Genomic DNA, 24,895 nt, shown 5'->3' with positions numbered 1-24,895 from the left:
ATCAAAATCCTCATTTCAATGCTAGAAAGGTATATTACAAAAGAGGTAAAAACCAAAACCCCTCTCTAAATGATTCAGAGAGGGGTTGTACCCGGAGCCGGAGTCGAACCGGCACGGTTTCCCACAGGTGTTTGAGACCAGCGCGTCTACCAATTCCGCCATCCGGGCATTCGTGTTGGACGGGGTTGCAAATGTAGAAATTGAAACTTAAAATCCAAAACATATTTTCAATTAATTTCAACTCGCTGATAAACAATTATATCGGACGTTCATCTTTTAGTTTTCGATCGACAACAAAGGGCATAAACGGTAAAACAGAGGCAAAAAAGATTAAAATTGCTTTACCAAACTTCCATTTTTGCTCTTGCCAGGTCATAATCAACAAAGCAACGTAAGCAATAAACAAGATGCCATGTACCCATCCGGTATATTTAACGGCTGAATCGAAGTGTGCCAGGTACTTTAAAGGCATGGCTACAAATAATAAAAGAAGATAGGATATTCCTTCGGCTACGGCTACTTTTCGGAAAATAGAAAGGGTGCTTTTCATTGATCTGATTGTTTGTCCCGAAAGTAAAAGAAAGCCGCTAGCCTGCAAAAACTAAAAAATGATTTTACAATTGGGTGTTGTTAATCAGGTTAAAGGCCTCTTTCTTAATCGTTGATTGCTAACTTGTATCCTTTACCGCGAATAACAACAATATTTATGTTCGGATCAGCTTCCAGTTTTTTTCTAAGTTTTGATATGAACATATCCAAACTGCGGCCCACAATAACGCCTTCATCTTCCCAAATCTCTTTTTGCAGCCGGTTTCTTTCTATGGTTTCGTTAGGAGACAATGCGAAAATACGCAGTACCCGGGTTTCAGTTCCTGTTAGGCCTATCGTTTTTCCCTTTATGATGAGTTTACGGTTTTTCACGTCGAACCACGCTGTACCTAAAGTTAACATGTCAGCAGTATAATTACCGGCATCAGATAAGGCTCTTCGTGGCTTAACCGATCTTAAAAATACAAAACCAACAAATGCTAAAAAAGGAAGGCTGCCAAGCAGATAACCTTTAGTTGTTGTATTAATACCTGTCGGTTTAAATTTAATGTTAACCCAGTAACATGCTTTGGGCTGCGTTCTGCCTATACAGGCTACAATATCATTTTTTTTATTTTTAGATATGGCATATCCATAGGCTACGCTGGAGTCGGCACAGTTCAGAACGTTTACAACATAATCAGGTGCAAGCGGGTTTTTGGCTAATAAACGCCTGGTAATGTTCACCAGCGAATCCGGTAGGAAAGTAAAATCTTTCTCAAACCTGATCTGATATTCATTTTCTGCAATCTTTTTTATCGGAAGTACCCTCGATTTAACATCGCCAGACTGTAACAATAGTTCATGTCCGATTCTGCGGAGTAAAATTTCTCTTCTTGCCATATCAAAATCGGCTTTGTCCTCCACACTGAAAGCCACGCAGATGACAGAGATCAATAAGAGTACCATCGATCCGAACAGGTATTTATGCTTCCCGGAGATGAGATTTAGGCTAAGATGCATTATGTCAGGTTTTTATTTACAAAGTTTACATTTTTATTTACAATCCGGCTTCTTCTGACGGAAAGATATCAAAGTAATTTCGTTGAATCAATTTAAAAAGGATATGAAAAATAAAAGAAACGTTTTTTACAACCTGCTGTTCATACTGGCAGCAGTAACTTATCTTCCCGCAGAGGCTCAGCAAAAAAATGACGCCCGGGATGCCGTTGAAAGCAAAAGTACAAGCACTTCTCGCGGACCTAAAAGCATCGTTCGTACAATCAGGCAAGACAGAAAGGGTAACATTTGGATTGCTTCGTGGGAAGGTATTTTTAAATATGAGGGAAAATCTTTTACCAATATGACCAGTAAAGTGAGTTCGGCCCGCTTTTTTTCTGTTTTAGAAGATAAAAAAGGGAATTTCTGGTTCGCTTCAGTAGGTTCAGGTGTTTATTCCTATAATCCCCGCCTGAATGAGGGAATAGGGCAAGGGAAATCTTTTAGAAATTTTACAACTAAGGATGGGCTTGCCAGTGATCGGGTGACTAACATTTATGAAGATAAAACCGGTAATATTTGGTTTGGTACTGAAAGCGGAGCAAGTCGTTACGATGGGAAATCCTTTCGGAATTTTAAAATGAATGAAGCCCCGGCAGTTACTCCGTCTGATTCTATCCATGTTTCAGTTTACGAACAACTGCTTACGGAAGTTCATTGGATGCATAACGATGTTAATGCTATCCTTGAAGATAAAACAGGGAAATTTTGGTTTGGTACCAGGGGTTACACCCGCATTTATGATGGAAAAACATTTACGACTGTAATTAGAAAAGACGGAAAACCTTTTGTGAATGTTCGTTCGATAATCAAAGATAAGAAAGGCAATATTTGGCTGGGAGGGAAGGATGGGCTTTGGCGATATGATGGCAGTACGTTTACCAATTTTTCACAGAACTTTGTTGGCAACATTTTCGAAGATAAAAAAGGTAATATTTGGACGAGTTCAGAAATTTATAAGGATTTAAACAAGGGGCTTCCTGGTGATAATGCAAATACTACAGGTTGGGTACTTTCCTATTATGATGGAAAATCGCTGTCTAATAAAAAACCAGTTATAACTGAAATAGCAAATAAACCAATGGTTTTTGGGATTTTAGAAGATGATAAGGGCCGTATCTGGTTTGGCGCTTCAGACGGAGTATATCGATATGAGGGAAATAGCATTACCAGTTTTAAGGGTAAAAAAAGTGAGAAATAATGTTTTCAGTAAATTCACTTTTTAGCGAAGTGAAGAATCATTCGGAAAGAACCAGTTTTATCAATCGTTCGAAAAGCCCTTTCGTAGCGGCATTAAGTAGGCGGGGAGGTGAAGTCTAAAATCCTCCATTTAAGTTTTAAAGTTTAGTTTTATGGATATTAGAGGTTGTATCATAAATATAGATTTGTCAATCCTGAGCTTGTCTAAGGACCTGTTTAAATACTCTTTAAGGTGTTTCGACGGGCTCAACATGGCAGCATCTGAACTGGAATTATCTTTATGATACAACCACTTTTTTATGTGTTGTATTTTTGATGGACCGTTTTATATTTTAGCCCGTTCATAAGTATTATCAATCAAAAAAATCAGAGTTTCCTCAAATTCTGTTCTTCCGTCCTTACCTATAAAGTCTAAACCACAAAAGGGGCAATCGTTAGTGGTTGCATAAATATCCAGGTATTAAATGCCCGAGATCAGTAGCGCAATAATCGCCCGGTATCTTTTTGCATTTTCTTCTCTTTTCTGTTCTTTTTTGATGAAAAATATCACGTTATAAAATTGCACAATCGATTTAAAATATTTTTGTCACTATATCGTGATATATTGTATATTTGTTTGGCTAAAGAAACATTGCAAATTGCCTATGTGCCTCTGTGTCATGCCATAAACTAAATTATCCTGATCAAGATTGAAATGAAAAAAGCGATTCCACTCAACGAATTATCTGTAGAAGAATTATACAAAAAAAAACAAAGCATGCTCGGTGCACTAATTGGATTAGGCGTGGTGATACTTGCCGCAAGCGGTATTTTGTTTTACCTGGTTTTTACGGCTAAAACACCTAAAGTTTTGGCGGCCCTTCCTATATCATGCCTGCTGGCATTATTACCTGCCATGATTAGTTTAAGCCAGATTAATACTGAAATTAAAAACCGTAATTCAAAATAACGATTTCAATGTCATCAGATTGCCTGAATTGTGCCGCTCCAATAGTACATAATTACTGCCCAAATTGTGGACAAAAATCTACCACACACCGTTATTCCATTAAACATTTCATGGCCCACGATTTTATTCATGGCGTTTGGCATGTTGATAAAGGTATTTTATTTACCCTAAAAGCACTTTTTACACGACCGGGCCATAGTGTTCGGGAGTTTATTCAGGGCAAAAGGGTACCTTATTTTAGTTTTGTTACGCTCATCCTGCTTATCTTGACGGCATCAAGTCTTATCGCACCGTACACGCATGGTAGCATAACGGACCTGATGCCTCAGGGAAGCAAAGCAATGATGAGCGGGATCGAAAAATTTATCTCCGACCATCCAAAGCTGATCCTGATTATTACCATTCCCATTTATTCATTTTTTACTTTTATCTGGTTCAGGAAAGCAAAACTTAATTATTCGGAACACCTGGTTTTAAATTCAAACCGCATTATTGTCGAATTGATTATTGGATTGCTTTTCTCGGTCATTACTATTTTTTACACCAACAGCAAAGTGTTTGTGTTGTTGTATTTTAGTGCAGTAACCATCTTCGCATTTATCTACAGTATCTGGTTTTATTACCAGTTTTTTTCTGGCTTTAATTATAGTAAAAAGGGATTATTGCTGAGAAGTATCCTTGTTCCGGCCTCTTACTACCTGATATCGTTTTTAATCGGAGTAGTATCTGCCATTATTAATTTGAAACATTGATTATTTTTCATCTACCTATGAAAAATAATCAATTGAACTGCTGAAGTAACTTCGTAACATTTTCCTTCTCATTGCCGCTTTTTAAAGTTTATAGTGTTTATCTTTGGCACGAAATGTATAAAAGGCTTATCGTTATTGTGCTGTTAGCTTCCCTGTTTGGATCAAATATGTCTGCATATTTTATTTACGCCGGATTTGAGGTGAACCAAAAGCAACTGGCCGAAAAGTTCTGTGTAAACAAAAACAGGCCCTGGATGCATTGTAACGGGAAGTGTTACCTGATGAAAAAGTTGAAACAGGCAGAGGAGAAAGAAAAGAAACAGGAACGCGAAAGTCAGCGTGCTGCTTTTCAGTTGGCCATGCCAAACTCCCCAATCTCATTTCATTTTACTCCGGTGCTTTTCAAACGTCATTATTCACCAGCTAAGGTAGAAAACCCGATCAGCTGTCATTTCTCTATATTTCAGCCTCCAAAGCCAACCTGTTAATATTAGCTTGAATTCGATTTAAATTTTATGATTGTTTTTAACACAAGTCTGACATAATCGTCATGCTGAATTTATTTCAACACCTTTCACGATATAACAATCATATTATTTTTCGAAATCATGTTATTGAGAATAAATATTTATTCTATTGATTCTGATCTTTTTAAAGGCTTTTTGCGACGTAATGCCTGGGGTCAGAATAATTATAATATAAAACAGCATTTGTAAATTCTTATGAAATTTATCTTTTTCTACGTGTTAGCTACCGTGGCGGTTTGTTTATGGTTTTCGTGTAAACAGGAGCAAGACTATAAAACCATCCGGGCTGAAGTGGTTGCCCGGCATGATAAAGTGATGAATGATGCCGATCTGGCCAATGGTCAAAAATCGGTGCTCGATTCCATTTATCGGTCGCTTAAATCCTCTGGTAATGATACGGTTAAATTGGCTGCGGTGATCAAGCTGGTTGATGAAGCCAATCACCAGATGGAAATCTGGATGAACCATTTTGAGCCCGACATTTCAGGAAAAAGCGGCAAAGAGGCTTCCAGCTATTTTAAAGCCGAGCTGAAAAAGATAAATGATTTAGATAAACAGTTTAAAACGGTAATTATCCGTTCAGACCGTTATCTGGATAGTCTTCATATAGAAAAGAGAAAAACGCTGCATTAACAGACTTTTTCGGGGACAACCGTCCCAATAAATTATGACAAACAGATTGATGCTATTTGCATTCGTTGCTATGCCTTTTGGCGTACTGGCTCAGAATGGCAAAACAAAAAATACAGATACTACAAAAACGGATAGTGTTAAACATTTACAGACTGTTGATATTAACTCGCGTTATTACCGGCGCTATAATATTGGCAAATCGTCGGTTACTTTAAAGCAGACTACACCGCTATTACAATTGCCGCAAAATATCCAGGAGATTGATAAAAGTATCCTTTTAGATCAACAGGCGATCAACATTAACGAAAGTGTAACGCGCAACGTCAGTGGAGCAATCCGCAACAATACTGCCGATTTTTATGGACCGTTTATTTTTATGCGTGGTGCAGGGATAAACACACTTCGCAACGGAGTCGATCTTTCTATGATCTATTACGGGCCAATGCCCGAAGACGCAGCCATTATCGATCGTATGGAGTTTATTAAAGGTCCTGCAGGTTTTATGAATGCCATTGGCGATCCGGCTGGTTCTTTTAATATCGTAACTAAAAATCCTACCGGAATATCAACCAATAATGTAAGTTTTACTGCAGGGAGTTTTGATCTTTTTAGGTTGAGCGGCGATTTTGATGGAAATCTGGATAAAAACAAAAAATGGCAATACCGTTTAAACGTTGTCGGACAAAAAGCCAAATCTTTTCAAAAATTTGCCTTTAACGATAAGTTTGTGGTCGATCCGGTGTTGAAATACAATATTGACAGCCATTCGTCCATTACTGCTGAATACATTTACCAAAAGCAGAAATTTTTGCAATACCTGTTAACGGTATTCACACCTGATGGATTTGGTTCGTTACCAAGGGATTTTAGCATTGCCGATCCGAATAAAGAACCTGTCAAGGGATCAGAAAATAATGCTTTTCTGACCTATGAAAACCAGATAGCTAAAAACTGGCATTTAACGGCAAAGGGTGTTTTTGCCGGCAGCCACTTAGATGGAAATTACTTTTTTGTTTCCAGCTATAACAAGGCCGCCCCAAATTTATTGCCAAGGCGGGTAACTTACGAAAGGTTCAATACCAATGTGTATGCTTTTCAGGCTTTTGTTAATGGCGAAGTCAAAACAGGAAGCATTACTCATAAACTTATGGGTGGCTTAGATGCTAACCGTAAAAATCTGTTAGCTTATTCGGGTTATAATGATAAAACTGCCAACCCAACGTTGTATTATCTGGATATCAACAATCCTGTATACGGAATCAATTTCGATCCGAACAAAAGAGATGGTGCATTAAAAGATATTGCCACTAACAAACAATCAGTTGAATATTATGCGGGATATGTGCAGGATGAACTGAATATGCTGGATGATAAACTGAGGATCACTTTGGCGGCAAGGCTAACCGGATCGAAAAGTGCTGTCGCAATTCCAACCGTAAGCGAAGTGAAAGACTGGGTGGTTACACCAAGAGCAGGGATCAGTTATTCAATTTTGAGCAATTTTGCCGCTTATGCCGTTTACGATAATACCTATACCCCACAAAGTGGTTTAAGTACGGGCGGAGGAGTTTTTAAACCCTTAAAAGGAGAAAATTTCGAGTTCGGACTAAAAAAAGACTGGGCCAACGGAAAGTGGAATACAACTTTAACTTTTTACAGGTTAACGAGGGATAATATCATTGTAACCGATCCTTCTACGCTATTGCAATCGCAAATTGGGCAAACAAGGGCTAAGGGAATCGAGTTCGACCTGAAAGGGGAGATTGTTAAAGGATTGAACGCGGTGATTAACTACGCTTATACCGATGCCACTATTTCGAAAGATGCCAATGCAGCATTGGTTGGGCTTCCTTCTCCGTACCTCACCAAACATATCCAGAATACCTGGTTAAACTACAGGTTACCTTTAGGGTTGCCAGGTTCCTTCACGGTTTCCGGTGGTTATCAGCTTCAATCTGGTCGTTCTGGCCGTTATTCGGTAGAGAATAATTTAGCAGTTGCACCCATTTTTAGGCTTGATGGTGGCATCGGCTGGACAAATAACCGCATTACGGTAAATGCCATTGTAAACAACCTGCTCGATCGCAATAATTACGGCAGTGCCTGGGTAACTCCGGTGTCTTCAAATCCGATCGGATTGAATGCTTACGTACCATTTGCGCCAAGAGAATTCAGGCTAACGGTTGGTTATAATTTTTAAGGAAATGAAAAGAAAGAACAACTTTACCAAATGGGCATTCAATCTACATGGATGGCTTGGCCTGATGGCTGGGTTGTTCTTTCTCTTTTATGGCATAACGGGCTCCATGTTGATGTTCCGTGGTGAACTCGACCGGTATTTTAATCCCGAAATTCATCATATTATCCCTGAAGGAAAAATGCTGGGAGCTGATGAAATCTACAGAAATCTGGTACGGTCTCATCCCAACCTAAAGAAAATTGTACTGCATGATTTTCCTGTTGACGCTTATGATAGCTATGAATTTATGGTTTACCGGAATCAGCAGGAAACGACCGAAAATTACCTTTATTATGTTTGTGTAAATCCTTATTCGGGTAAAATATTGAAAGAAGGTAGTTATGCAGGTCTTCAGCCTTCCTTTTTTCGTTGGCTTTATTCGTTGCATTATAGCTTACAATTGGGCATGCCTGGCAAACTTTTCTCGGCAATAATTGGCTTAATTATGCTGCTTTCACTAATCACAGGAATAATTGTTTACCGGAAACATTTCTGGGATGCCCTTCGCTTTAAAGCAGGTCTTAATTTTAAAAATTCCAGAACGGCCATTTCCTCACTGCACCGCATTATTGGCGTATGGGCAATGTTGTTTACCGCATTGTTGTTTTTTACCGGTTTTTGGATGAACAGGGAGCATTTTAGTCCCGAAACATGGAAAATAAACCCACCGGTTCAAAATACTTTGGTAAAAGTTGATATCGACTCCCTGGTTGCTGCTTCGCGAAAACTGGTTAAAGGTTTTGAGCCGATTGCCGTGAATATCCCTACTACGCCCGGAATTCCGGTACAAGTTCGTGGGCATATGCCCAGCAGCGGCAATTTACTTTATCGCGGTAAGGCGAGTGGATTTACTTTCGATCAAAACACAGGTAAGTTGCTGAATACGAGTGCTATCGAAAAGCAGCCATTTGCTGCACGGTTTGATGCCTGGATGTATCAGCTTCATATTGGTGCTTTTGGTGGCGGTGTGCTTAAATCATTTTATGTACTGCTTGGCTTATTACCAGGATTTCTTTCCGTTACTGGTGCATTACTTTGGTTTAAACGTAAAAGGAAGGCCATTAGTTAATGTTCCGTTAGTAAATCTTTTATAGTCGCCGAGTATCCATTATGTTTTTTGTTACTAAAAAAATCTGGATGAAGTTATATGTGAAGTGTTTATCCTTGAAGTTTTAAGATTTCGCAACGTGAAAACTCAGGTGTTTAATGCCTAAGGCGGTTATGAAAATAAAAAGCAACAGGTTTAATTGACGCCTTAGGCAGCTGATAACATCTAAGCTATTAAATACGCTTTAATCTCCTCATAACTTAAATACCTTTTTCTTTCCCATCATCCATTTTACATTTTTCATATTACCTCCTTTATTTTCCATCCTAAATGGTAATTTTCGCCAATGGATGCAATTATAAATTTTCCTACACTGGATATCAGTGAATTTTGGCCTAACCAAGGCGCAGGAAATAATTTATTGTATCATGAAATCATCGGAAAAAGGCATATCGAAAAACCGCACAAACATGATTTTTTCCTGTTTATGCTATTCGAAGATGGGAGTGGCACGCATAACATCGATTTTATCGATCATCAGGTTAAGGGCAAACAGTTGCATTTATTGTTTCCCGAACAGATCCATAAATGGGAATTACAGGCAGATACCCGTGCGCATCAGTTGATGATTAGCAGGAACATATTCGAAACTTTAGCCAGTTCCTTAAGGTTTTCGTTAATTCTTTATCAAAATCATCCGGTTATTAATTTAACTGCCAAAGCTTATCAAGACATTCTACATGAATTTAAACAGATTAAAAATGAGCTTGCAAAGCCGAATATATTGTGGGAAATCATCCAGACCAGAACCAAACTTATTGCCTTGATGATCAGCCAGGAAATGGAAACGATTTTTAATAACCAAACGATTTATCAAACCAAACCGCTTTTATTCAAGTATCGGTCGCTAATTGATCTTCATTATAAAACAGAAAAATTGGTGACTTTTTATGCCAATCAATTGAATATTTCGGCAAATTATCTGAATATTCTTTGTAAAAAGCATTTTAATGTATCCGCTACGGCATTGATCCATGAAAGATTGATTTTAGAAGCAAAGCGTAATTTACTAACTACCGAAAAACCAATTAAGGTAATTGCTTTCGAACTTGGCTTTTATGACGTTGCCTATTTTTCCAAATTTTTTAAAAAGCAGACGCAGATCACGCCTCATACTTTTCGGGGGTAATAATGAATTGCACTATAATTTTGTAAAGATTATTCAATAAAATCCCTGATAGTTATAAATAATACAATTTTTGAAATAAATCCTACCACTCATCATCTAAACAGGACATTACATTTGTATAAAGAAAACCCTGTTGCGATGAATCCACAACCAATCTCAAGAAAAAATTTTATCAGAAGCTCTTCTATATTGCTGGCCAGTACCTATATTCCTTCAACCCAGGGGGCAACGGCAAATGAAATGGTTAAAGAACATTTTGCTGATAAAACCCTTACCTTAAAAAATGTAAGGCTCGAAACCGGGTTTGAATACGATGGTGATGAGGTAATCCATACCAAAACCGAACTATTTACGGTAGAGATCGAAAAGGGAAAGATCAAAAATGTATTGCCCAATCAACCCAAAGCAAAAGCCATTGATGCAAAAGGTTTATTGATGCTTCCAGCTTTCAGGGATATGCACATCCACCTGGATAAAACTTATTATGGTTTGCCTTGGCAAGCACACCTTAAAAAGAATAAATCGGTAAAGGATATGATTGCTTTTGAGCAACAGGTGATCCCTGAATTGTTAAAAACCTCCATTCCGCGTACCGAAAAGCTGATTGGACTGCTCCAATCGTATGGAACAAGTTATGCACGTTCGCACGTCAATATTGATCCTACCTCGCAACTCGATTCTTTAAAACATTTGCAACTGGCATTAGAACATAAAAATAAATCTTTCGGGGCTGAGCTGGTGGCTTTCCCTCAACATGGGATTTATTACACCAAATCTGCAGATTTATTAAAAGAAGCAGCCAAAATGGATATCGATTTTATTGGTGGACTCGATCCGACTTCTATTGATGGCGGTATTGAAAAACATATGGATTTTGTGGTTCAACTGGCCCTTGATAATGGAAAAGGTATCGATATCCACCTTCACGAATCAGGTGAATCTGGCATTAAAACCATTGAGTACCTGATTGATAAAGTAAACGAAAATCCGGTTTTGAAAGGAAAAACCTATGTAAGTCACGCTTTTGCATTGAGGTATCTCGATAAAGCTAAAACCGAAGAAATAGCCGAAAAACTTGGCACTGCAAAAGTGGGTATTGCTTCTACCATTCCACTTTCTGGCAGTCCGATGCCGATCCCAACATTGTACAAACATGGCGTAGAAGTGATTGCAGGGAACGATTGTATTGTTGATCATTGGAATACTTTTGGTAGCGGAAGTATTTTACAAAAGGCGAATATTGCTGCGCAGATTTACGGTTACCGTACCGAATTTGAACTTTCGAGGATTTTAAAACTGGCTACAGGTAACATTCTTCCCCTGGATGATAAAGGAAAAAGACAGTGGCCGGCAACCGGCGATGAGGCCAATGTGGTGTTGGTTGATGCGAGTTGCTCTGCCGAAGCCGTTTCGAGGGTATCGCCTGTTAAATCATTGATCCACAACGGGAACCTGGTTTTTTAGCTAGTTGTTATGCATCTCATCATGTCCGTAACTAATTACGCGAGCCAGTTTCCAAAGGCCATCTTTTAACTGCCAAACCTGAACAAATTTGTAGGTACCGCTGATTTTTTCTTTCTCGCCCTTGTTGGTGTGGTAAAAACGGTGAATGCCGATTTCTACAGCACCATAACCTTTTAATGGGTGAACTTCTAGGCTGCTTTTAATCAGTTCCCTGCGGATGTGGCTTCCGCGTGCGCACATTTGCTTAATCGATAACATTTCTATATCTGCACCAACAGCTAATCCGCCCAGATCGTGGTAAAATTCAAGATCATCTTTAATAAATTTTCTATAAGTAACCGTATCGCAGTTGTTAAAGGCATTAAATAACAGGCTATCTGCTTTTACTATTGCTTTATATAAACTGTCTGCTGCAATGGAGGTGTTTTTCTGGGCGAAACATGCATTTGTAAAAAAAACTATAAACAGGATGGAGAAAAGGATTTTGTAATTCATTTGGTTGATTAAAGGGATTATTTTCTATAACTGAACTAAGCCAAATGTTTTGAAGAATCAGGTTTTTGTAAACGTTACGGGCGGTAAAGCTAATTTAATTTTGATTGCTTTCTATATCCATTTGTGTTAAATTTTAAATATTTAGTTAACTTAAACCTATGATTGATGTTAGTCCCGAAATACAACAAGAAGCGCAGTTTCTCATTGCCGGTAATCAAAAAATATTAGCTGTAAAGTTAATTATGGATAAAACCCGCTGTGGTTTAAAAGAAGCAAAGGATTATATTGATGACTTGCAGATTGGCTTTCAGAAGCCTGCCTCAAATCCTGCTCATCTGGATGAAGAAGTATTGGCTATTTTAAGTCAGGGTAACAAGTTAAACGCCATTAAACATTATAAAGATGCTACAGGCCTGGGGCTGGCAGAAAGTAAAGATTATGTTGAAAAGCTTATGCACTATAAGGTTATTGGCAATACTGTGCAACAAAGCAGGGATACCGATATTAAAAATATCATCGCTAATAATTCCACCAATAACCCATTTAAAAAATTCCTGATCAAACTGTTAATCATTATCCTGATTGCCATAGCCTTAACCTACCTCATGTTTAAAATTTGAGCTTAACAGATTGCAATATTTCTGATAGAATGAAAATGTGGTATTCAAAAGTCTTACCTTGATTTTACACACAAATAAATCTTATAAATATGAAAATTACATTAGATACCAAATCCCTTTTACTGGGATTTTTAGGCGCTGGCTTAATGTTCACCGCCATCAGTTTTAAAAACGGACAGGATCAAACAGGAGGAAGGTATCATACCGAAGTTAATGCCAATAACATGATCGTAATTCTTGACAGCGAGACGGGAAATTATATCGTTGCACCGGCCATGCAGGAAGCTGGCAAGGCAACATGGCTTAAAGGTGAATTTAATAAAACCTTTAATAAAGCCGTTGATAATCAGAGATAGGCAGAATAATACTGTTTCTCTTCCAACAGACTTTACTTTGCAGTTTGTCATCCTGAGTGCAACGAAGGATCTTTTAACAATAAATTACCATTTCATTAAAAGATTCTTCACTGCGTTCAGAATGACAGCATATTATGTAAGATGTAAAATGGATGATGGAATTGAACCTTTACTCTGCGTTCTTTGCGGCCTATCTTTGTGCTCTTTGCGGTAAAGAATGGATAATGTAATTATGTAGCCTCTGTGTACTCCGTGGTTCTCCTTGTGGCCTCTATGGTTAAAAGATGGGAGATGTAGAATGGATTACGAAATAAACTAACTCTGCAATCTTTGTGGTTAAAAAGCCACGGATGCACGGAAAACACGGATTATTTCACGCTCACCCTTTCTACAATCGGTTTGCCAGTGGCTTCATCAATTCCTTCTACTTCTGCGTATCTTACATTCGGGAGCCAGAAACTGCCACCTTGTATTCTTACAAATAATCGGTTAACCTTAATCGTATGGTTATTAATCGTTACCGAAGCATGATAACTTTTATCACTGTAGCGCTGCAGGTAAAAGGACAGTTTTTTATGCGAAACGAAATGGAATTCGTACTTATCGCCTCCCAAAGCTTTTGTATCAATACCGTAAGCAAATTTTCGCTGGATATAACCAAGATCTTTCTTTTGCCCTTTCTCTCCATAACGGATCCAATATACTTGTATGGGCGAATCGGCATTGATACTGCCATTTTCTTTCAGATTTAAAGCATAAATAAGCGTATTTGTATTCGGGTCGCGCTGGAGGTAGAACAACATGTTATCTACATTTTTAGGCGTAGGAAAATTAATGGGAGAGGGGTCTTTTGTTTGTGCCCAGGTTTGGGTTGTAAGAAGAAAAAGGGTTAAAACGGTAAAAAATAAATTTTTGGTCGGTGTTGAAAATGTTGGTGGTATTAAATGCATTATTATGTTTTTATCTTAGGTTTCCGTTTTTTGTTGATCTTCTGTAGGATCTATTTCCTCGCTTTGTTTGAGTTGTTCGTTGTAAAGCCGGTCTGATTCTGCCCTACAGTGTTCATAATCGTCTAATTTTTCGCAGGAAGTATTCCCGTAGATCTCAAAAAAATCCCTGATTGATGGGTAATCAAAATGAACTGACATTTCTTAAAATTTAGTTTACCAGTTTCAGAAAGATGGAATAGCCGCTGAACATTAGCCGAAAACAGTTGCATTAACCGTTTTCAAACTCATCTTTTCTGCTTATTGCAGATGGAGTTAGCACCTTGTTACAGAACAGGTTGCTAAGACATCAAAGGGCCATTCCCTCGGTCTTTCTTGATAAGTATGTAATATAATTTCAGACGTCATGGACGGAATCGAACCGCCGTACTAGGTTTTGCAGACCTTTACCTCGCCACTCGGCCACATGACTATATGTTCTTTTTCAATCAGTTTATTTATTGCTTTTTGAAGAAGACAAAGCAAAGATAAATAATAATTACTATAAATTCTATAGAAATAGTAGTTTTTTTTTGAAATATGTTTTTTCTCGGTCATCCTGAGGGATAATTTATGGTATAAAAATCAATATTAGTGACAGCGATATTTTTTAGATACAGGATAAGCTGCGCAAGACCGTCATTGCCAGCTCGACTGGCAATCGTAATGCCTTGGTAGGGTTTGCAATTGCATTAAGATTAGCTTCGCTGAGCACTTCGTGGTTCCCGCCTGCGCCTATCGTATGGACACAAATATTAGATTAGTTTTATTTGCTCCTATGCCGCAAGGCATCAAAAGTATGCAAAAATGCTTTGTCAATCCAGCAAGGGGCCTTTTACACAATCCCCATACACATCAAAAAAACAGCTGCAATTGTTTTGTTTGTTAGGGCCGGGTGAAAAGTTTTTGCAAACATGAAACACAAAACCACTGCGTTTTAGGTTTGATAGTGCCATTTGTACTGTTGTACGCCTGTTTTTTTGATTTTCCTGGCCCTGCGGATTAACCGGCACGCTTCGGTAAGGGCTGTGTTATTTCAAAGCAAGCTAGCATAACGCCACAAAAATTTAAAAAAGATGTGTTCACACAATAGGCCTGGGCGGGAATGACGGGCGATTTTTAAATCTGTCAATGGTAGTGCAACGAGGGATCTTTAATAAGCAACTTTAATATTTAATAAAAGATTCTTCACTGCGTTCAGGATGACAGCATGTTATGGAGAATGTAGAATTGAAGATGCATTCACTACCTTCAAATTGTCGTCATTTCGAGCGGAGTGCAACGAAGTCGAGAAATCTATTATAGATCTCTTCATTCCGCTGCGCTTCAGTCGAGATGACGCAACTCTTCGCCGCATCTCCTCTGCCCAACCCTCTGTTAAACTACTTGTATTGTAAATTATGTTACTGTAAATCAGTATTTTATAAATAAAGTCTATAAAATCTATAGGAATACTTGTATAAATTGTTCAAAGTTTATACTTTTACAAAAAATTAAAACAGTTCACCAGCAAATCTACGTTCGATATGAAACTCCGCAGACAACCTCAGCCATATTTTCTGATCAATTTTTCAGGTCAGTATAACTGCTGTTGCCGCTAATATAAACTAAGATACAGATCACCTGATAAAGGTTTTCATTCAAATATTCTCATTTAAAAATCCTGGTACCCCGGGGCCTTTTGATAGAATATTATGGTGGTCATGTATTTCAGTCAATAAGTTGCCGGGGTATCAGGAACAGCCAAAACTAATCACCACCACTAGTTTAGGTTATTACTCTAATTAATTCACCACCATTAATTAGTTGATTTATACAGAAGAAGGGAGAGTCAGTCCTCGTTGAACTTCTAGCAACTTTCCATAGGAAAAAGTGCTCAAACTGATCTAGCAATAGATTATAAATTAACCGGTAACAAGTAAACAACCGTTTCCCGTTAAAAAATCATTGAAAGTAACAGCTGTTTAAGCAGTATGTAACCTTGCGATATGGTTTTCCGTACGGATCATTGTGCCTTGTTATCAAAAAACTCTAAAACGATAGTGTTTAACTAATAATGATGATTATGAAAACGAGAATTACCTCAAAAATTGCATGCCTAACCACCTCAGTATTGCTACTGGGAGGCATTGCATCAGCCAGGGTGGCAAAACCGTTCCCTAAAGAAGGAATTTGGAGGGGCGAATTTAGTGTAAGCGAATCAAAAGTGCCTTTTAACTTTCAATTGAAAGGAAAAACACCACGAACAGCCATTTTAACCCTCATTAATGGCTCCAGACGTGATGATTTTCATGTAGAACGACGCGGCGACGACTCGATCTATGTAAAAATGAACACTTATGATGCTGCTTTGGTGGCGAAGATCGAAACCGATGGTACTTTATCAGGCGAATACCGCAGTCTCGTACCAGGTTTTAGAGGCAATTCGTTACCTTTTGTTGCCGAACATGGCAAAAGTTACCGCTTTGTGGAGCCTGGTAAAGATGTAGCGCCAAAACACAACATCTCAGGCAAGTGGGAAATTAAAACCTATACCAAAGAAGCTGTACCCGCCTCAATTGCTTTGCTAAAACAGGATGGCAACAAACTTACCGGTGTAATTATGACCGTTGTAGGCGATACCCGCGAGCTTGAAGGTACCGTACAGGGTGATGAATTTGAGTTATCGGGTTTTACCGGACCAAGTCCTTTTATTGTGAAAGGAAAAATAAACGACGATAACAGCATTACCGGCGAACAGGGCTTCGGGATTTACAAAAACCTGAAATTTGATGGTCAGCGTAACGAAAAAGCTGAGCTTCCTGATCCTTATAAACTTACCTTCCTTAAAGAGGGTTATAGCAAACTCGATTTCACCTTTCCTGATCTTAGCGGTAAAAACGTTTCCCTGAGCGATGATAAATACAAAGGTAAGGTGGTAATTATCGAAACCATTGGTACCTGGTGCCCAAATTGCACCGATCAAACGGTTTTCCTTTCGCCATGGTTTAAAAAGAATCAAAAACGCGGTGTAGAAGCCATTGCCATTGGTTTTGAACAGAAAGATGACCTGGAATATGCCAAATATACCCTGGGCAAATTAAAAGAAAAGTACGGGATCACTTACGATATCCTGTTTGGAGGCATTGCCGATAAAAAAGTAGTGGCCGAAAAACTGCCTGCATTAAATAAATTTGTTGCTTTCCCTACCACAATCATTATTGATAGAAAAGGAAATGTAAGGGAGATTTATACCGGTTACACCGGAACTGTAACCGGAAAATATTTTAACGATTACGAAACGAAATTCAATAAAGTGTTAGACGAGCTGATTGCCGAACCGGTACCCGAAAAACTGGCTTCTACCGAAACACTAAAAAGTAAATAAAACCAAACCAACTAACCTAAATATCGGGCTGCATTTAATGGCAGCCCATATTTTAACCTACCCCTAAAATTATACTAAGATGAAAAATTACTTTGCTAAAATGCAGGTGCTGGCTTTGGCATCGCTCATTTCTACAACAGCCTTTGCTGCACATAAGGTAGACGAAGAACCAAAAGTGGCTAAAAAATTTATAAAAGAAGGAATATGGCGCGGTGTGTTCAAAGTTGCAGAAACCGAAGTGCCATTTAATTTCGAACTCAAAGGAAAAGATGCCGAACATGCTACTTTTACACTATTAAACGGAACCCGTAGAGACGATTTCCACATCAAATATTTAGGTCAGGATTCTTTGTTCATCAAAATGAATACCTACGATGCTGCTTTGGTAGCCAAAATAGAAAGCGATGGCAGGATCTCTGGCGAATATAAAAGTTTAGTGCCAGGTTTACAGGGTAATGCTTTGCCTTTCACAGCCGAACAAGGGAAATCGTACCGTTTTGTTGAACCAGGAAAAGATGTAGCCCCTACCGCCAATTTAACCGGAAAATGGGAATTTAAAGGGTTTTCTAAAGAAGCTGTTCCAAACAAGGTAGCCATATTAAAACAAGAAGGAAATAAACTTACCGGTGTAATTATGCAGGTAACCGGCGATAGCCGCGAACTCGAAGGTACTGTACAGGGAAACCAGTTTGTACTTTCTGGCTTTAGCGGCCCGAGCCCTAAAATATACAAAGGTACCATTAATGAAGACGGTACACTTTCTGGCGAAATCAGTCAGGGGATTTACGATAACTTAAAGTTTACAGGTGTAAAAGATAGTCAGGCAGAATTGCCGGATCCCTACAAATTAACGCACTTAAAAGAGGGCGTTAAAAAACTTGCATTTACTTTTCCTGACCTGAACGGCAAACCGGTTTCGTTAACAGACGATAAATATAAAGGTAAAGTGGTGATTGTAGAACTGGTAGGTACCTGGTGCCCTAACTGTACCGATCAAACCGTATTCCTTTCGCCATGGTTCGATAAAAACAGCAAAAGAGGGGTAGAAGCCATTGCAATCGGTTTCGAACAGAAAGACGATCTGGAGTATGGAAAATATACTTTGGGCAAACTTCGTGATAAATACAACATCAAATATGATATCCTGTTCGGCGGATTGGCCGACAAACGTTTAGTTGCCGATAAACTTCCGGCTTTGAACAAATTTATCGCTTACCCAACCACCATCATCATCGACCGTAAAGGAGAAGTACGCGAAATCTACACCGGCTATACCGGAACCGTAACCGGAAAATATTACGATGATTATGAGAAAAAATTCAATAAAGTGCTGGATGAATTAATTGCAGAGCCAGTACCGTCAGCAGCCTATTTTGAGGCGCAGGCAAATGGAAAATAGATACCACCTCAACTAAAAACCATAAAATAATGTTACAGTACAAAACGATTGCACTCATTGCTACCACCATCGTAGCTGGATCTTTAACCGCTTTAAACGGCCCGCAGCCTAAACTTAAAGCACCTGCCGAAGCTTCGGCAAGGAAACTGGTAAACTATAAAGTAAATGCCGAACAGAGTAAACTCACCTGGCTGGCGAAAAAAGTAACCGGAGAGCATTCGGGAACCATCAATGTTACTTCGGGATCGCTTGCCTTGGATAATAAAGTGTTAAAAGGAGGCAGTTTTGAGCTCGATACCAAAACCATTGCGGTAACCGATTTAACGGATAAAGAAACCAATGCAAAACTATTAGGCCACTTAAAAAGTGATGATTTTTTCGCAGTAGAGAAATTTGGTAAAGCTAATTTTAACATCACTTCTGCCAAAAGTACGGGCGCAGGAACCTATGATGTTAAAGGAAAACTGACCATAAAAGGCATTACCAACGAAATCAGTTTCCCGGCTACAGTTAAGCAGGATGGCAATAAAGTAACAGCCAATGCAAAAATTATTATCGACAGAACAAAGTACGATATCAAATTCAGGTCGAAAAGTTTCTTTGAAAACCTGGGCGACAAAACCATTTATGATGATTTTGAGCTGAACGTACAGTTAGTTGCCAATAATTAAAAAATCTCTTGTTAAGGTTAGTGGAGTATGGGAGGATAAATTGTTCTCCCTGCCTCTAGCTAGGTCTGGTTGTCATTCTGAGTGCAACGAAGAATCTTTTATTGAATAAGTATTCATTTTTACCTATAGATTGGGTTCCGTGTTTCATCGGCCAGGGATTCTTCACTGCGTTCAGAATGACAGTCAATATTATTTGAAATAGATCTCTCCGTTCCGCTTTGCTCCAGTCGAGATGACGACGCTTTTATTGGAGCCTGTCAATAGTACTCCGGTCGAGATGACGACACTCTTCAGCATGACGATTCGATATTATCCAAATAAACCAATGAAAAGAAGCAAATTCATAATTCCCCTTAGTCTTATCACATTAGTGATACTGATGGCCGGTTTTGGTGCAGATGATCCGGCGGTAATCAACAGCAGGGAACGTTTGGGTGAAAAATTGTTTTTCGATCCGATCCTTTCCAAAGATAAAAGTATCAGCTGCGCTTCCTGCCATAAACCAGAATTTGCTTTTGCCGATACCGCAAGGGTGAGTTTAGGCGTTGGTGGAACAAAGGGAACACGTAATTCGCCATCGGTAACCAACCTTTCGGGCAGGCCGAATCTTTTTTGGGATGGCAGGGCTGCTTCTCTCGAAGATCAGGCTTTGCAACCCATCATCAATCCGGTAGAAATGAACCTGCCCATTGCCGATGCCATTGATCGGTTACAGAAAGACAAAGATTATGCAGCACTTTTCCAGAAAATTTTTAATGCACCACCCACACAAAAGAATTTACTGCTGGCCATTGCTTCTTTCGAAAGGACTTTAGAAACCGCAAACAGTCCTTACGACCGTTACATTAATGGCGATGATAAAGCGATCTCCGAAAATGCCAAACGGGGCAGGATGTTATTTATCGGAAAAGCCAATTGTAACAACTGTCATTCGGGTGAGGATTTTACTGCCGACCGTTTCAAAGGCATAGGCTTATTTAACGATCAGGAGTTGAAAGACCAGGGCAGGTTCGATGTGACTGGTAATCCCGAGCATAAAGGACATTTTAAAATCCCGGGTTTAAGAAATGTGGGCATTACGGCTCCATACATGCACAATGGGATGTTCAAAACATTGAAAGAAGTGATCCAGTATTATAATAATCCTGATGCAGTAATTAAAAACGGCAAAAACAGGGATCTTTCCCTCAACAAACCATTGGGATTAAGCGAAACCGAAATAAACGATATTGAAGCTTTTTTACTGTCGCTAACTGATGACAGATTTCAAAAAAAATAAACCATAAAATAGGCCAGTAGCCAAAATCCGAAAAATTAATATTAATGCATTTTTCAACACGAAAAAAGGTTGAACGGCCATTGGCATGTCTATTCCAAAATAAACAACATGAAGATAAAACTACTATTAATATTGCTGTTGAGTACAGTTATCTACTCAAAACTATCTGCCCAGCAGCGGGTCATCACCGGGGTGGTGGTTTCTGCGGAAGATCAATCGCCATTACCCGGTGTATCGGTAAGGATCAAAGGATTAGATGGTTCTACCGTAACCGATAAAGACGGCGCATTCAAGATTACGACTAAAAACGGACGCTTTATCGAAGTATCGTATATCGGTTATAAAACCGCTACGGTAGAAATCGGACCGGCTGGCAAATTGAACGTTTCGCTCCAGCAGGCCGATAACACTTTAACCGAATTACAGATTGTAGGCTCGAGAAATGCCAACCGTACCAAACTCAATTCGCCTGTTCCGGTTGATGTGATCGATTTAAAAACATTACAGCAAACCTCGCCACAGGCCAGCGTAACACAGTTACTTCAGTACGTATCACCATCTTTCCATTCTTCGGTTTCGGGTGGTGGCGATGCCGCTTCGGCAACTTCTACCGTACAATTGAAAGGCCTTGGCGTAGATCAGGTATTAGTATTGGTAAACGGTAAAAGAAGGCATAAAAGTTCGAACATCAGTTGGGGTGGTTTGGGTAATGGTGCAACCGGATACGATCTGAACGCCATTCCCGTAGGATCGATAGATCGTATTGAAATTTTAAGGGATGGTGCTGCTGCCCAATACGGATCGGATGCCATTGCAGGGGTAATCAATGTGGTGCTAAAAAATACTCCTGATGAAATTACGGCAAGCACGATCGAAAGCATCCGCCGCAGGGGAGATGGCTTAACCACAAGGACCAATGCCAATATCGGGCTTAAACTGGGTACAAAAGGTTTTCTGAACATCACCGGCGAATATGCCACACAAGCGGTTTCACTTCCTTCGGGAAATGATTCGGATGGGATTTATATCGGTCCTGCTTATGGTGGTGGGGCCAATACCCGAGGCTTTGACCAGATTTATACCAAGGAAATTGATGATGCGATTATTGCCAGTCGTGGTATCGACCGTCATTTCTTTGATCAGCGTGGATCGACCAATAAATCCAAAGATGGTTTATTATCGTTTAATGCCGGAATCCCATTAAAAGATGGTTTTGAGGTGTACTCATTTGGTGGCATCAGTCACCGTAACTCGCAGTTTACGGCGGTATATCGTTTACCAGGCTGGACAGAGCGCAACAATACCTTTGTTTATCCGGATGGATTTTTGCCCGCAATGGATAACATCATCACCGATCAATCTTTAGCGATAGGGGTAAAAGGTAAAGTAAGCGGGTGGAATTTCGATGTATCAAACGTATATGGAAGAAATGCTTTCGATAACATCATCAGCAATACGTTGAACGCCAGTTTAGGTCAAAAAACACCGCGTACCTTTAATGCGGGCAGTTATAATGCTTCGCAAAATAGCGGAAGTTTAGATTTCTCGAGGAAATTCGATAAAGTGCTTAAAGGCTTGAACGTTGCTTTTGGCGGTCAGTACCGGGTAGAAACCTACCAGATTATTGCAGGCGAAGAGGGTTCTTATTCGAAAGCAGATTTAAGTACCATTTATTCTATTGGTTACACCACGGGCGGGATTCCGTATTTTGTTGCTGCAGGCAGCACGCCTTTAAACGGACTTTCTCCGGGTTCACAAATCCATGCAGGTTTCAGGCCATCAAACGAGGTGAATGTAAAACGCTCTATTTCTGCTGCCTATGCAGATCTTGAATTAAACGTAACCGATAAATGGCTATTATCAGGTGCGGTAAGGGTAGAAAATTATTCAGATTTTGGTAGCGTAACCACTTATAAAGCAGCAACACGTTATGGTTTTGCCAAATGGCTGGCGGTTCGTGGTGGCTTCAATACCGGTTTCAGGGCGCCCGATCTGGCACAGTTTTATTATACCGAAACCTCTACCACCTTTCAGAACGGTGTAGCGATTGATCAGGTTACCGCAAATAATGTAAATCCCGCAACCAAAGCTTTGGGTATCCCATCGCTGCAGCCCGAAAAATCGAAAGGTTATTCTGCCGGATTAACTTCACAGCCGATCCAGAATGTGGAATTGACTATTGATGGATACCAGATCGACATTAAAGACCGCGTGGGCAATACCGGGCGTTTTTCTGCAACAGATAGCAATTTACCTGCTGATGTTAGGGCTTTATTTGTACAAACCGGTACCGTACAGGCCAAGTTTTTCTATAATTCTTTCAGCACACGGACAAGGGGAATCGAATTTACCGGAAGTTACCGTTTCTTATTGCCCAATGGAGGTAATGTAGCTTTTTTGGCCGGCGCTAACCTGCAAAAAACAACCCTTACCAAAGTAAATACGCCTAAAGGTTTAGAGGCTTATCGTTACATTATTTTTGATGAAAGCGAAGAGGTGCGTGTAACCCGGAGCATCCCAAAAACCAAAATTACCCTTCAGGGGACCTATAATATCAACAAGTTTAACTTTTTGTTGCGGAGTGTATATTTTGGATCGGTATCGGCAGTGAGCCAGCTAAATGCCAATTTCCCGAAACCTGATTATTATTATCAAACGTATAGCCCAATCTGGATTACCGATATTTCGGCAGGATACAAGATTACACCTTTGCTACAGGCCACCGTTGGTGTAAATAACCTCTTCAATGTTCAAGGTGATTATTCCATCCCTGCACCGGGAAGTAATATTACCCGTACCAATGCACCAAGCGCGGCACAATCTGGCACCAGTACCGGTTTGCAGCCATTTATCAGACTTTCGGCCACCTTTAAATAAGATCACAGATGAGAATTTATAAATTTCAAATATTATTTTTTGCATTAACGGCTTCATTGTTTACTTCGTGCAAAAAGACAGATTACCTCGATATCGATGCCGGCGACAGACCTGCTTTGAGTGCAAAGGTTAAATTTATCAATGCGCGCCAATCGGTTACGGCCGTTAATTTCTGGGATTTTACCCGAAAAGTTACTGCAACTGCATTGCAACGCAATACGGCAACGGGTTATTTAGATACCCAATATGGAAAAGTACAGTTTAACCTCACGGAAGGAACAGATCTTTCTTATAAAGCATCTTATATTTTTGGCGGAAGTGCAAATTTCGTACAAGAAACCAATTCGGCATCTTTTGCTGGTCCGAACGGGCCTATTGCCAATTTTGCACACAGCTTATTTACTGTGAAGAAAAAATTAACCAGTACGCTAAATCCTGGTAATATCGATAGTTTGATCCTGGTATATGATGACCTTACACTTCCTGCAGCAGGTAAAGCAAAAATCAGGTTTGCTAATTTTTCGCCTGATGCACCAAAGGTTGATCTTACCTACGCCACCGGAACAGAAATATTTGCCGGTGTAGCTTATGGTAATTTTGGCAATCAGACCGTTATTTCTTATACATCAGGAAAAGCACCTGCAGTAATTGAAGGTTTAAGCTGGAAGACACTGGGGCCATTTAAAGAAGTAGACGCAGGTACCAACCTGGGTTTATTGATTAAGGATAACACCACTAAAGCGGTTATTGCTTTAACCAATACTGCTTTAAATGCTGCTACTTTCGAGGCCGGGAAAATTTATACGGTTTACATTAATGGTACAATAAGTGGAACGCCATCCATTACGGCAACGATTATTACGCATAATTAACATTTTCGGTCTGTGAAATACAGACTTATACAAAAAACTCCTGGCTCGTAGCAGGTTTATATTTGGTTAGAAAAAGGGGCATATCTGGATAGAATGCCCCTTTGTTTTTTTGAACCAAGAGTAGCCGTCATTGCGAGTAATTTATTGCTTAAAAATTTATATTGTTGACAGAAGATTTAACGCAATTAACTCCCCGCGATACGTCATTCCCAACTTGATCCGATAGCTATCGGATGGGAATCTTAATGCCTTTGATAAGCCGCGAAGAGTCGTCATTGCGAGGCACGAAGCAATCCTACAACTGTGGGTGGGTAAAAAAAGCACTAACTTAAGTTCGCACCTAGCGATCGTTGTAAGATTGCTTCGTCGGCTGAAAAAGCCTTCT

22 protein-coding genes, 2 tRNA genes and 2 riboswitches are annotated in these 24,895 nt (G+C 39.5%); of the genes, 17 read left to right on the top strand and 7 right to left on the bottom strand.

Going from position 1 to position 24,895, the window contains the following annotated elements; genetic code table 11:
* Positions 1-88: 88 nt before the first annotated feature.
* The 3 genes from R2R28_RS28415 to R2R28_RS28405 all read right to left on the bottom strand — a co-directional run bounded on the left by R2R28_RS28415 (position 89) and on the right by R2R28_RS28405 (position 1,551).
* Positions 89-168: transfer RNA gene (locus tag R2R28_RS28415), tRNA-Leu, on the bottom strand.
* Between the two features lie 88 nt (positions 169-256).
* On the bottom strand, positions 257-550 hold the full coding sequence (locus tag R2R28_RS28410) for a DUF3817 domain-containing protein (protein ID WP_316829047.1): 294 nt from the start codon (positions 548-550) through the stop codon (positions 257-259).
* Positions 551-654: 104 nt separating this feature from the next.
* Positions 655-1,551, bottom strand: a complete 897-nt coding sequence (locus tag R2R28_RS28405; RefSeq protein WP_316829046.1) for a winged helix-turn-helix domain-containing protein — start codon at positions 1,549-1,551, stop codon at positions 655-657.
* A gap of 103 nt (positions 1,552-1,654) precedes the next feature.
* Here R2R28_RS28405 and R2R28_RS28400 point away from each other — a divergent pair, with 103 nt between their 5' ends.
* The 9 genes from R2R28_RS28400 to R2R28_RS28360 all read left to right on the top strand — a co-directional run bounded on the left by R2R28_RS28400 (position 1,655) and on the right by R2R28_RS28360 (position 11,588).
* Positions 1,655-2,788 (top strand): two-component regulator propeller domain-containing protein, encoded by a 1,134-nt coding sequence (locus R2R28_RS28400; protein WP_316829045.1) that lies wholly within the window; start codon positions 1,655-1,657, stop codon positions 2,786-2,788.
* Between the two features lie 693 nt (positions 2,789-3,481).
* Entirely contained in the window at positions 3,482-3,736 is a 255-nt protein-coding gene (locus tag R2R28_RS28395) for a hypothetical protein (RefSeq protein ID WP_316829044.1), read from the top strand.
* Positions 3,737-3,744: 8 nt separating this feature from the next.
* Positions 3,745-4,488 carry a DUF3667 domain-containing protein gene (locus tag R2R28_RS28390; protein WP_316829043.1) on the top strand — a complete coding sequence of 248 codons (744 nt, stop codon included), beginning with the start codon at positions 3,745-3,747 and terminating at the stop codon, positions 4,486-4,488.
* Positions 4,489-4,655: 167 nt separating this feature from the next.
* Positions 4,656-4,976, top strand: a complete 321-nt coding sequence (locus tag R2R28_RS28385; RefSeq protein ID WP_316829042.1) for a hypothetical protein — start codon at positions 4,656-4,658, stop codon at positions 4,974-4,976.
* 234 nt (positions 4,977-5,210) lie between these two features.
* A complete protein-coding gene (locus R2R28_RS28380; protein WP_316829041.1) occupies positions 5,211-5,648 on the top strand; it encodes a hypothetical protein in 438 nt (145 codons plus the stop codon).
* Between the two features lie 34 nt (positions 5,649-5,682).
* Entirely contained in the window at positions 5,683-7,848 is a 2,166-nt protein-coding gene (locus tag R2R28_RS28375; RefSeq protein WP_316829040.1) for a TonB-dependent siderophore receptor, read from the top strand.
* A gap of 4 nt (positions 7,849-7,852) precedes the next feature.
* Positions 7,853-8,956 (top strand): PepSY-associated TM helix domain-containing protein, encoded by a 1,104-nt coding sequence (locus R2R28_RS28370; protein ID WP_316829039.1) that lies wholly within the window; start codon positions 7,853-7,855, stop codon positions 8,954-8,956.
* Between the two features lie 325 nt (positions 8,957-9,281).
* A complete protein-coding gene (locus R2R28_RS28365; protein ID WP_316829038.1) occupies positions 9,282-10,124 on the top strand; it encodes a helix-turn-helix transcriptional regulator in 843 nt (280 codons plus the stop codon).
* Positions 10,125-10,262: 138 nt separating this feature from the next.
* Complete coding sequence (locus R2R28_RS28360) at positions 10,263-11,588, top strand: amidohydrolase (protein ID WP_316829037.1); 1,326 nt, start codon at positions 10,263-10,265, stop codon at positions 11,586-11,588.
* Here R2R28_RS28360 and R2R28_RS28355 read toward each other — a convergent pair whose 3' ends face one another.
* Positions 11,589-12,083, bottom strand: a complete 495-nt coding sequence (locus R2R28_RS28355) for a nuclear transport factor 2 family protein (protein ID WP_316829036.1) — start codon at positions 12,081-12,083, stop codon at positions 11,589-11,591.
* A 158-nt stretch (positions 12,084-12,241) separates the two neighbouring features.
* On the opposite strand from R2R28_RS28355, the gene R2R28_RS28350 reads away from it, so the two are divergent.
* Together R2R28_RS28350 and R2R28_RS28345 are read left to right on the top strand one after the other, a co-directional pair.
* Positions 12,242-12,703 (top strand): ribosomal protein L7/L12, encoded by a 462-nt coding sequence (locus R2R28_RS28350; RefSeq protein WP_316829035.1) that lies wholly within the window; start codon positions 12,242-12,244, stop codon positions 12,701-12,703.
* An 89-nt stretch (positions 12,704-12,792) separates the two neighbouring features.
* A complete protein-coding gene (locus tag R2R28_RS28345; RefSeq protein WP_316829034.1) occupies positions 12,793-13,059 on the top strand; it encodes a hypothetical protein in 267 nt (88 codons plus the stop codon).
* A 368-nt stretch (positions 13,060-13,427) separates the two neighbouring features.
* Here R2R28_RS28345 and R2R28_RS28340 read toward each other — a convergent pair whose 3' ends face one another.
* The 3 genes from R2R28_RS28340 to R2R28_RS28330 form a co-directional block, all read right to left on the bottom strand.
* The gene (locus R2R28_RS28340; protein WP_316829033.1) at positions 13,428-14,009 is read right to left on the bottom strand and encodes a DUF4833 domain-containing protein; all 582 of its coding nucleotides are present in this window, start codon (positions 14,007-14,009) and stop codon (positions 13,428-13,430) included.
* A gap of 15 nt (positions 14,010-14,024) precedes the next feature.
* On the bottom strand, positions 14,025-14,207 hold the full coding sequence (locus R2R28_RS28335; protein WP_316829032.1) for a hypothetical protein: 183 nt from the start codon (positions 14,205-14,207) through the stop codon (positions 14,025-14,027).
* Positions 14,208-14,290: 83 nt separating this feature from the next.
* Positions 14,291-14,391, bottom strand: a riboswitch (SAM riboswitch).
* 16 nt (positions 14,392-14,407) lie between these two features.
* A tRNA-Cys gene (locus R2R28_RS28330) sits at positions 14,408-14,478 on the bottom strand.
* Positions 14,479-15,853: 1,375 nt separating this feature from the next.
* Positions 15,854-15,951, top strand: a riboswitch (SAM riboswitch).
* A gap of 159 nt (positions 15,952-16,110) precedes the next feature.
* Between R2R28_RS28330 and R2R28_RS28325 the strand changes: the two genes are divergently transcribed.
* The 6 genes from R2R28_RS28325 to R2R28_RS28300 all read left to right on the top strand — a co-directional run bounded on the left by R2R28_RS28325 (position 16,111) and on the right by R2R28_RS28300 (position 24,510).
* A complete protein-coding gene (locus R2R28_RS28325) occupies positions 16,111-17,412 on the top strand; it encodes a TlpA disulfide reductase family protein (protein WP_316829031.1) in 1,302 nt (433 codons plus the stop codon).
* A 79-nt stretch (positions 17,413-17,491) separates the two neighbouring features.
* Positions 17,492-18,811: a TlpA disulfide reductase family protein gene (locus R2R28_RS28320; RefSeq protein WP_316829030.1), complete on the top strand. Its 1,320-nt coding sequence runs from the start codon at positions 17,492-17,494 to the stop codon at positions 18,809-18,811.
* A 29-nt stretch (positions 18,812-18,840) separates the two neighbouring features.
* The gene (locus tag R2R28_RS28315; RefSeq protein WP_316829029.1) at positions 18,841-19,482 is read left to right on the top strand and encodes a YceI family protein; all 642 of its coding nucleotides are present in this window, start codon (positions 18,841-18,843) and stop codon (positions 19,480-19,482) included.
* A gap of 325 nt (positions 19,483-19,807) precedes the next feature.
* Positions 19,808-20,761, top strand: coding sequence for a cytochrome-c peroxidase (locus R2R28_RS28310; protein ID WP_316829028.1), 954 nt, complete (start codon positions 19,808-19,810; stop codon positions 20,759-20,761).
* 108 nt (positions 20,762-20,869) lie between these two features.
* Complete coding sequence (locus R2R28_RS28305) at positions 20,870-23,638, top strand: TonB-dependent receptor (RefSeq protein WP_316829027.1); 2,769 nt, start codon at positions 20,870-20,872, stop codon at positions 23,636-23,638.
* Between the two features lie 8 nt (positions 23,639-23,646).
* Complete coding sequence (locus R2R28_RS28300; protein ID WP_316829026.1) at positions 23,647-24,510, top strand: DUF4397 domain-containing protein; 864 nt, start codon at positions 23,647-23,649, stop codon at positions 24,508-24,510.
* The last annotated feature ends 385 nt before the right edge of the window (positions 24,511-24,895 follow it).

Source organism: Pedobacter miscanthi (genome assembly GCF_032678605.1).
GTDB classification, from domain to species: domain Bacteria; phylum Bacteroidota; class Bacteroidia; order Sphingobacteriales; family Sphingobacteriaceae; genus Pedobacter; species Pedobacter miscanthi_A.
Note: the sequence above shows the minus strand (reverse complement) of the source record. Positions and strands in the feature narration are given on the sequence as shown.